This is a genomic window from Sphingopyxis sp., from assembly GCF_036675685.1.
In the GTDB taxonomy this organism is placed as follows: domain Bacteria; phylum Pseudomonadota; class Alphaproteobacteria; order Sphingomonadales; family Sphingomonadaceae; genus Sphingopyxis.
Genome location: NZ_JAKFEM010000018.1, coordinates 46660 through 54806, shown reverse-complemented (window position 1 = coordinate 54806; position 8147 = coordinate 46660). Strand labels below are relative to the sequence as shown.

Annotated in this window: 9 protein-coding genes; 3 read left to right on the top strand and 6 right to left on the bottom strand. The window is 67.2% G+C overall.

Annotation, left to right across the window (positions count from 1 at the left end):
• Window positions 1-131: 131 nt before the first annotated feature.
• Window positions 132-782, bottom strand: coding sequence for a 5'-methylthioadenosine/S-adenosylhomocysteine nucleosidase family protein (locus tag V6M50_RS08515; protein ID WP_332818128.1), 651 nt, complete (start codon window positions 780-782; stop codon window positions 132-134).
• Window positions 783-925: 143 nt separating this feature from the next.
• Between V6M50_RS08515 and V6M50_RS08510 the strand changes: the two genes are divergently transcribed.
• The 3 genes from V6M50_RS08510 to V6M50_RS08500 all read left to right on the top strand — a co-directional run bounded on the left by V6M50_RS08510 (window position 926) and on the right by V6M50_RS08500 (window position 3909).
• Window positions 926-1885, top strand: coding sequence for a bile acid:sodium symporter family protein (locus V6M50_RS08510; RefSeq protein ID WP_332818127.1), 960 nt, complete (start codon window positions 926-928; stop codon window positions 1883-1885).
• 77 nt (window positions 1886-1962) lie between these two features.
• A complete protein-coding gene (locus V6M50_RS08505; protein ID WP_332818126.1) occupies window positions 1963-3174 on the top strand; it encodes a toxic anion resistance protein in 1212 nt (403 codons plus the stop codon).
• Between the two features lie 9 nt (window positions 3175-3183).
• Window positions 3184-3909: a hypothetical protein gene (locus tag V6M50_RS08500; RefSeq protein WP_332818125.1), complete on the top strand. Its 726-nt coding sequence runs from the start codon at window positions 3184-3186 to the stop codon at window positions 3907-3909.
• An 11-nt stretch (window positions 3910-3920) separates the two neighbouring features.
• On the opposite strand, the gene V6M50_RS08495 is transcribed toward V6M50_RS08500, so the two are convergent.
• From V6M50_RS08495 to V6M50_RS08475, 5 genes are all read right to left on the bottom strand, one after another.
• Entirely contained in the window at window positions 3921-4244 is a 324-nt protein-coding gene (locus V6M50_RS08495) for a hypothetical protein (RefSeq protein WP_332818124.1), read from the bottom strand.
• The gene (locus V6M50_RS08490) at window positions 4241-4849 is read right to left on the bottom strand and encodes an RNA polymerase sigma factor (protein WP_332818123.1); all 609 of its coding nucleotides are present in this window, start codon (window positions 4847-4849) and stop codon (window positions 4241-4243) included. Before V6M50_RS08490 ends, V6M50_RS08495 begins: the two co-directional genes overlap by 4 nt.
• Window positions 4776-5375: a hypothetical protein gene (locus V6M50_RS08485; RefSeq protein WP_332818122.1), complete on the bottom strand. Its 600-nt coding sequence runs from the start codon at window positions 5373-5375 to the stop codon at window positions 4776-4778. The genes V6M50_RS08490 and V6M50_RS08485 overlap by 74 nt, the downstream gene beginning before the upstream one ends.
• Window positions 5376-5598: 223 nt before the next feature.
• A complete protein-coding gene (locus V6M50_RS08480; protein WP_332818121.1) occupies window positions 5599-6996 on the bottom strand; it encodes an FAD/NAD(P)-binding protein in 1398 nt (465 codons plus the stop codon).
• Window positions 6993-7886: a TauD/TfdA dioxygenase family protein gene (locus V6M50_RS08475; RefSeq protein WP_332818120.1), complete on the bottom strand. Its 894-nt coding sequence runs from the start codon at window positions 7884-7886 to the stop codon at window positions 6993-6995. The genes V6M50_RS08480 and V6M50_RS08475 overlap by 4 nt, the downstream gene beginning before the upstream one ends.
• Between the last annotated feature and the right edge of the window lie 261 nt (window positions 7887-8147).

The following is an 8147-nucleotide window of genomic DNA, read 5'->3' as shown; positions in this document are numbered from 1 at the left end:
ATTCGTCATCCCGGGCTTGACCCGGGACCCGCCTTCCTTCTTCCCAACCGAGAAAAGACAAGGCAGGCCCCGGGTCAAGCCCGGGGTGACGAGAAGTTGGATGACTGCAACCGGTCGTTAGCGATCGTTCGTCACAGCATCGCGACCAGTCGCTCGACCTCCCCTGCTGCCGTTCGTGCCGCACGGATCAGGTTCGCCTGGAAATCGCCGCCGCTGGCATCATTCGCTTCGTCAGTCACCGCCTTGATCGCCGCCCACGGCTTCCCCAGCCGCGCCGCGGCCTGCGCGACCGCGCCGACCTCCATATCGACGAGCGTCGCCCCGAGCGATTGCAGGTCGGTTGCCGCGTCGGGGCAAGCAACGAAGCTGTCGCCGCTCGCGATGCGCGCATGCGGCAGGCCCAGCCCCGGATCGGGCATCGCGACAAAATGCGCTTCGCCCGGATCGCCCATCGGCCATTCGCCCGCGCGATAGCGGCGGAACAGGCCGGGATGGACCGCGCCATAATCATGCTGCACCGCCTCGGCGAGCCAATAAGCGCCCGGCGCCGCGCCGAGCGCGCCGCAGGTGCCGGTCATCAGCAGGACATCGGCATTCCCGCCAAGCAGGCCCGCCGCGAGCGCGGCGTTGACCTTGCCGAGCCCGGTGGTCGCGATGACGATGTCGTGGCCCGGCGTTTCGAGACGCCGGACCGCGAAGGACCTCGCCTCACAGATGCCGACGCCGGGAAACAGGGCATCCGCCTCTTCGGGCAGCGCGGCGAGAATCAGGATGTGGGCCATGGGGGCCCTCTCTATCGGATTTAGCGACCCAGCCAATCCTCCCTGTCGCGCAGCGATGGGGAGGGGGCGGGGGCCGTCCGCGAAGCGGATGGTGGAGGATCTCATGCTTGCCAAAGTGCCGCCGCCCCGCCATCGCTGCCCCAATGCTCGCCCGGATCTTCCCCGACCGTTTCGTCCCCATCCTGCTCGCAACGATCCTGCTCGCCAGCCTGCTGCCGGTTCGCGGGAACGCCGTTCCCATCGCACAAAGCCTCTCGACCGCCGCAATCGTCCTTCTCTTCTTCCTGAACGGCGTCCGTCTACCGCGCGACGAGGTTCTGCACGGTATCCGCAACTGGAAATTGCAGGGCGGCGCCTTCGTCTTCTGCTTCGGCGTGATGGCGCTCTTTGGCCTCGGTGCACAACTCTCAACCGCACCCTTCCTGCCCGCGACGCTCGCGCTCGGCTTCCTCTTCCTCGGCATTCTCCCTTCGACCGTCCAGTCGGCGACCGCGGCGAGCAGCCTCGCCGGCGGCAATGTGGCGGCAAGCGTCGTCGCAGCGGCGCTGCTCAACCTCAGCGGCGTGGTCGCCTCGCCGCTGCTCTTTGCGGCGCTCGCGGGCAGCGCGGGGGCGATTCATGGCGAGGCGGCGCTGCGCATCGTCGCCATATTGCTGCTGCCCTTCGTCGCCGGCCAGCTGGCGCAGCGCGGGCTGCGGCCGTGGGTGCTCGCGCATCGCGGCCTTGCGACGCTGATGGACCGCACCGCCATCGCGATCGCCGTCTATGTCGCCTTTTCCGCCGCCGTAGTGGCGGGCATCTGGCAATTGCTCGACGCACGCGAGATCGGCATCGTGTTCGCCGCGGTCGCCATCCTTCTCGCGCTGTCTTTCGGTGGCGCATGGAGCCTCGGCCGCCTCCTCGGTCTCGCCCGCCCCGACCGGATCACCCTGCTCTTTTCGGGCGCGCAAAAGAGTATCGCGGTCGGCGCCCCGCTCGCCGCGACGCTTTTCCCGCCCGCCATCGCCGGCATGGTGCTGGTCCCGATCCTCGTCTATCATATGGCGCAACTGATCCTGTCGGCATGGATCGCGCCGGTGTTGAATCGCCCTGCACGGGTGTAGTGCTTGAATAACACAGGTCCGCATGCCATATAGGCAGGCGGCCCGAGATTATAACTTCGGGGCTGGAAGGAAGACGAATGAGCGAACTGACCGCGACGGCGACCGCAACCGACGAGCTGAAGCTGACCCCGCCCGATCCGGTGCCCGCGGTCGCGCCCGAAAAGGCCGCCGGCCTGGTGCCGCTGTCGACCGAGCAGAAATCGAAGCTCGAGGAACGCGTCGACGGTTTCATCGACGACCTGGTCGCACAGGACGTCAATTCGCCTGCCTTCGGCCAAAAGGTCGACCAGATCACCAACATGGGCCGCAAGGAAATGCTGGAGGCGGCGAACCAGTCGAACCGCTTCCTCGACCGCCCGATCAAGGCGATGGACCGCGACACCGACATCGGCCAGAATCTGATCGAGCTGCGCACCACCGTCGAACGGCTCGATCCGTCGGCGAACGGCAAGCTGCTGACCAAGCGCGGCTTTCTCGACAAGATTTTCGGCGGCAAGATCAACAATTATTTCGCCCAATACCGCAGCGCGCAGACGCATATCGGCGGCATCCTGACCGCCTTGTCGAACGGCAAGGACGAGCTGTTGATGGACAATGCCGCGATCGATGTCGAACGGCGCAAGCTGTGGGAGGCGATGGGCAAGCTCGAGCAGATGGTCCACATCGCGGGCACGCTCGACGAAAAGCTCGAAGCCAAAGCCACCGAGCTCGACGGCGTCGATCCCGCCAAGGCGAAGGTGCTGCGCGAAAATGCGCTCTTCTATGCCCGCCAGCGCACGCAGGATCTGCTCACCCAAATGGCGGTGACGGTACAGGGCTATCTCGCGCTCGACCTCGTCAAAAAGAATAATGTCGAGCTGGTGAAGGGCGTCGACCGCGCCTCGACCACGACCGTCGGCGCCTTGAAGACCGCGATCACCGTCGCGCAGGCGATGACGAACCAGAAGCTGGTACTCGAACAGATCACCGCACTGAACACGACGACCGCGAACATCATCGACGGCACGTCGAAGATGCTGAAGGACAACACCGCGCGGATCCACGAACAGGCGGCGTCGAGCACGATCCCGATGGAAACGCTCCAGCGTGCGTTCCAGAATATCTATGACACGATGGATGCGATCGACACCTTCAAGCTCAAGGCGCTCGACAGCATGAAGACCACGGTGACGACGCTGGAGGGCGAGGTCGCCAAGTCGAAGGGCTATATCGCGCGCGCCGAAGGCGCGAGCCAGGCGCAGGCGAGCGTCGGCGGCGCCGACAGCCCGCTCGCGTCGCTCGAAGGTTAAAGGCCGACAATGACGATGAGCGAAGTCGACAAGATCCGGATTTCGGCGGCTTCCGCAATCGAAAGATCGCGCGAACGCCGCCGCCCGATCGGCACCAAGAGCGTCGCGCTGCGCCGCCAGCATCTCTACAAGAAGCTTGGCCGCGTGCTCGTCGCGGGCGGCATCGTGCTGATCGGCGCCGCGGTATTCGGCGCGCTGATCCAGCCGCTCGGTTTTATCGGCCTGCTCGCGCTGTTCATCCTCCTGATCGGGGTCGCGGTGCTGTTCGGCCGGTCACCCTTTCCCGAGCCGCGCCAGGCCGATCTACCCAAGGCCGACCTCAAACAGCTCGCCGGCCGCACCGAAATCTGGCTCGAGGCGCAGCGCCCCGCGCTCCCCGCCCCGGCGCGCCAGCTTGTCGACGGCATCGGCGTCCAGCTCGACCTGCTCGCACCGCAGCTCCAGACACTCGACGCATCGAGCCCGGCGGCGGCGAACATCCGCAAGCTCGTCGGCGAGGATCTGCCCGAACTCGTCGCGGGCTATCAGCGCATTCCCGCGGGACTGCGCACCGAAGCGCATGCCGGGCGCACCCCCGACGAGACGCTGGTCGGCGGATTGAAGATGCTCGAAAGCGAAATCGGCAACGCCGCGCGCAGCCTTGCCGCAGGCGAGCTCGACAAGCTCGCGACGCGCGAACGCTACCTCCAGCTCAAATATCAGGGCATCGACGGCGAGGACGTGCCCGCCAGCTAGAGTCGGGCGCGCTAGGCCTGTCGCCAGCGCTGCGTCCCGAACCAGAGCAGCAGGATGAGCAACAGCGGCGGGGCGAGACCCCAATGCCCCGCTCCCGCGAGCGGCGCCAACAGCGGTGCCGACGACAACAGCCACAGCGCAGCGAGCAGTGCGCCGACTGCCAGCGCCTCGAACATAAAGCTGCGCCAGAAACGCGAACGGGCGCGGGCATAGGCCGCCCGCGCATCGATCGCGCGCCCGACCTGGATCGCAAAGCCGCGGTCGCCCGCGCGCTCGGGCGGCGCCAGCATCGCGGCGAGCATCGCGTCGGTTTCGGATTCGTTCGGGGCCGTCATCCGTCCGCTCCTTCGCCGATCATCTTCTGCGCCTTGGCGCGGCCGCGCAAGACCAGCGATTTGAGCGTGCCGAGCGGCACCCCCATAATCTCCGCGGCCTCGCCGTGCGACCAGCCATGGCCGAAGCAGAGGGTGAGCGCCGCGCGTTCCTGCGGCGACAAGGCACCGAGCAGGCGGCCGGCGTCGATCGCCGCATCGCTCGCCGGGCGCGGGTCGGTGGAGGTGGGGGCGGCGTCACCCGCCGCGAGTCCTTCGCGTCGCCGCGCGGTCCGCCGCTGGTCGAGGAACAGCCGCCAGCCGATCCCCATGATCCACGCGGCATAACTCCCCTGCCCCCGATAATCGCCGGCGCGCTGCCACGCGCGAACAAAGGCTTCCTGCGCCAGATCGTCGGCATCGCATCCGGCGGCGCGGGCGAGGAAAGCGCGCAACCGCCCCTCGTGCCGCAGCACGAGGAGCTGGAAAGCGGCGCGATCTCCCCCGGCAACGCGCTGGCCCAGGGCCCGATCCGTATCGAAGGCGCCTTCATCGTCACGCAGCGGCGCGCTCCTCGGCAGCCGCGGCGCGCGCGAGGCGGCGGCGGACGAGGAGTGCGATACCGACAAAAGCGGGGAAGAGCGCGGCGCCCGCCGAGATCCGGATCAGCTGCTCATGCCCCTGGATCAGCCCGAAACCCGCCATCGCGAGCCCGATCGCGAGCAGCACCAGCGCGTTGCGATCGTCGCCGGGGGCATCGGGGCTTGCTCCGCTCAGATGCTCATAAGGCTTGTTGAGCTTGTCGATCAGCGGGCTGACCGCATCCGACTTCGCCTCGAGCGCGCGGCGGATCGAGCGGTGGAGCATCCAAGCGTGGAGCAACCGCGCGAGCAGGAAGAAGCCGACGATGAACAGCGCCACCATCGTGATATTTTCCATCAGGGAGAAGAAGCTGTCGCTGATCGCGACCAATTCGGTGGTCGGCGGCGGGGCGGGCACATAGGAAGCGACCTCGCGCGGGCTGATATAGGCCGCGACATCCTCTGCGCTGATCGTTTCCCCGGGCGCCACCGGGATCGTCGTTAGCGCGGGTGCCCCCGCGGCCGGGGCGGAAACGGTAGCGGCAGCCGCCGCCGCGGCAATCAGAAAATCCATCGTCTCTCTCCTTCATGCCGCTTTGGCACGGTGAAACCACAGGCGGCGGCTCCCGGCAAGGCGGGGATGATCTGCACCGGGGAGCACATATCAACCGCCGCGCGAAGCCGCCGCCCGGACCGGCGCAGCGGCCGATCATGGACTAGACGGCGCGAAGGCGGTCGATGGATGCAGAAGGCTGCGATTTTTTCGTTTGAGGGATGAACCTGCCGTCTGTGCAGATTTAGAGCCCCTCGCCGCCTGTCCAGTGCGCGTTGACGAGGCGGCGCGCGAGCGCGCTGACCTGGCTCCGAATATCGGGCACCGCGACGACTTCCCACAGGTCGCCGCGCGTCATCGGCCCGATCGCCAATATATGCTCCGACGCCTTGCCCGCGGCATCGATGACATGCCCGTCGCGGTCGATGTCGAGCCCGAGGCGCAGCGCATCGGGCCGGATCCGCCGCGCGCCGAGCAGGCGGCGGACCAGCGGGTCCGACGAGCGCAGCAGGTCGCCCTGCGGCCCGGTGCAATTGATCATCCGCGCCGCACGCGTCGTCACCAGCTCGTCTTCGCCGCGCGGCAGCCACGATACGGCGAGCGCATCGGGCTCGACCGCCACCCCGGCGATCTTGCCGGCGCGGAAGCGGAGCTGCCCCGACGCGACAAGCGCGTCGATGCGGTCGGCGACCTCGGGCGCCAGCCGGTGACGATGCACATCCCAGAAAGGACGAAGGTGGCGCAGGAACCGCGCGCGCTTGCCGGCATCGGCCGCCGCCCACATCATCTGGGTGATCGGGCGGATCGAATCGACGACGAGCCGCCAATCGCGCGCTCGCGATTCGTCGCGCGCCCAGCGCACCAGCTCGGAGAGATCGGGCGCGGGCTTCGCGAGCACCGGCTTCGGGCGCGGCAGGCCATCGACATGGCGATGCGGGCGGAGACCCCGGCGCGACAGCGCCGTGATCGGTCCTTCGTGGCCGTGCGCGACGAGCCGCAGGATCACATCGACCGCGGTCAGCCCGGTGCCGACGACCAGCACCGGCGCCGTCTTGTCGAGCCCATCCTCGAAGGCGCTGGCCCAGGGATCGGCGATATAGCGGTGCGACGGCAGGTGCGCGCGCGCGATCGCGGGCGGGTCGTGCGGCGGCAGATTGCCGATCGCGAGCACCGCGCGATCGGCCTCGATCAGCCCGCCGTTGACGAGACCGAGCGTCACCTGCCCGCCGCGCTCCTCGATGTCGAGCACCTCGTCGTCGACGAGCTTCAGCCGCCGCCCGTATCGCTCCATCGCCTGGCGAAGCGTTTCGCGCAGATACTGGCCATAGGTCGCGCGCGTGACGAACGCGGCCTCGCAACCGAGCCCGCGCGCGGCGAGCCATTCGCAAAAATGATCGGGCCGGTCGGCAAAGGCACTCATATTGCCCGCGCGGACGTTGAGCAGGTGCGAGGTTTCGGTGCTGCTGTACGCGACCCCGGCGCCCATGCGATGCCGGTCGCGCTCGATCAGCAGCACCTCGACATCGACCTGTTCGAGCAGGTTGATCGCGAGCAGCGTCCCCGAGAAACCCGCGCCGACGATCGCGACGCGCGTCGCGGTGCGAAAACGCGGGCGCGGCGAGTGGAGCTGTGCCTCGATCAACGCGTCACCACGTCGCCCGACACCGTGACCCGTTCGAGCACGCGGTGCTCGGGCCAATAATCGCCGACGGCATAATGCTGGGTCGAGCGATTGTCCCAGATGCCGATCGCGTTCGGGGTCCAGCGGAAACGTACCTGATATTCGGGCACCTTGATCCGGTCGAACAGCAGGCGCAGCAGGCTGTCGCTCTCCTCCTCGCTCACACCGATGATGCGGCTGGTGAAGGTGTAATTGACGTAAAGGATCTTCTCGCCCGTTTCAGGATGCGAGCGCACGACGGGATGACGCACCGGCGGGAAATCGCGCGCGAGCTGCGCCCGTTTTTCCTCGCTCACCCGGCCGCCGAAGCTGCGCACGATGTCATGCTCGGCCTCCAGCCCCTCAATCCGGTCCTTCACCGCCTGCGGCAGCCCGGCATAGGCGGCGGCGGTGTCGGCCCACATCGTGTCGCCGCCAAGCGGAGGCAGATGCCGCGCGCGCAGGATCGAGGCGATCGAAGGCCGCTGCCGGAAGGTCACGTCGGTATGCCATTTGTTATAGGCCTGGAAGGGCGCGAGCGTCTCCGCGGTCAGCTGGACGCCTTCGACCCCCTCGATGCGCAGGATTTCGGGATAGCCCTCGATATGCGGGATCACCGGATGGCCTTCAAGATCGCCGAAATATTCGCCAAGCCGGACATGGCTTTCGTGGGAAATATCCTGGTCGCGAAAAAAGACGACCTTGAAGCGCAGCCAGGCGGCGCGGAGCAGGTCGGCTTCTTCGGATGAAAGCGGGCGATTGAGGTCAAGCCCGCCGATCTCGGCACCGATGGCCGGGGTCGCGGGCAAAATCGAAACGCCTAGCGAACGCGCGGCATCGAACAGGTCGGGGGGCTGGGCCAGGCTGGCCATGCGCGGTCTCCTCTTGTCAAACAGACAGGTCGGCTCGGTCGACTCGGTATACGTCCCGAAACGCCAATTTAACTCAACTGATATGATTGACAAGTCAAGGGGCGCTAGACCGGACGAAAGGCGCGACTGGCCGCATCGCGCCGGTTGGGTTGGGTCCAAAGCCCGTCACAGGAACGATTGCCTTCATTCTTCGTTCAAAACGAGATGTTGGCGCGAGCTGGAGACTGGTTTGTCCGGATGAATCAGCGGGGCATCGCGTGA

Excerpts from the sequence above, each read along its gene's own strand:
- V6M50_RS08515 (WP_332818128.1), bottom strand. The coding sequence starts at position 782 with ATGGCCCACATCCTGATTCTCGCCGCGCTGCCCGAAGAGGCGGATGCC.
- V6M50_RS08510 (WP_332818127.1), top strand. The coding sequence starts at position 926 with ATGCTCGCCCGGATCTTCCCCGACCGTTTCGTCCCCATCCTGCTCGCA.
- V6M50_RS08505 (WP_332818126.1), top strand. The coding sequence starts at position 1,963 with ATGAGCGAACTGACCGCGACGGCGACCGCAACCGACGAGCTGAAGCTG.
- V6M50_RS08500 (WP_332818125.1), top strand. The coding sequence starts at position 3,184 with ATGACGATGAGCGAAGTCGACAAGATCCGGATTTCGGCGGCTTCCGCA.
- V6M50_RS08495 (WP_332818124.1), bottom strand. The coding sequence starts at position 4,244 with ATGACGGCCCCGAACGAATCCGAAACCGACGCGATGCTCGCCGCGATG.
- V6M50_RS08485 (WP_332818122.1), bottom strand. The coding sequence starts at position 5,375 with ATGGATTTTCTGATTGCCGCGGCGGCGGCTGCCGCTACCGTTTCCGCC.
- V6M50_RS08475 (WP_332818120.1), bottom strand. The coding sequence starts at position 7,886 with ATGGCCAGCCTGGCCCAGCCCCCCGACCTGTTCGATGCCGCGCGTTCG.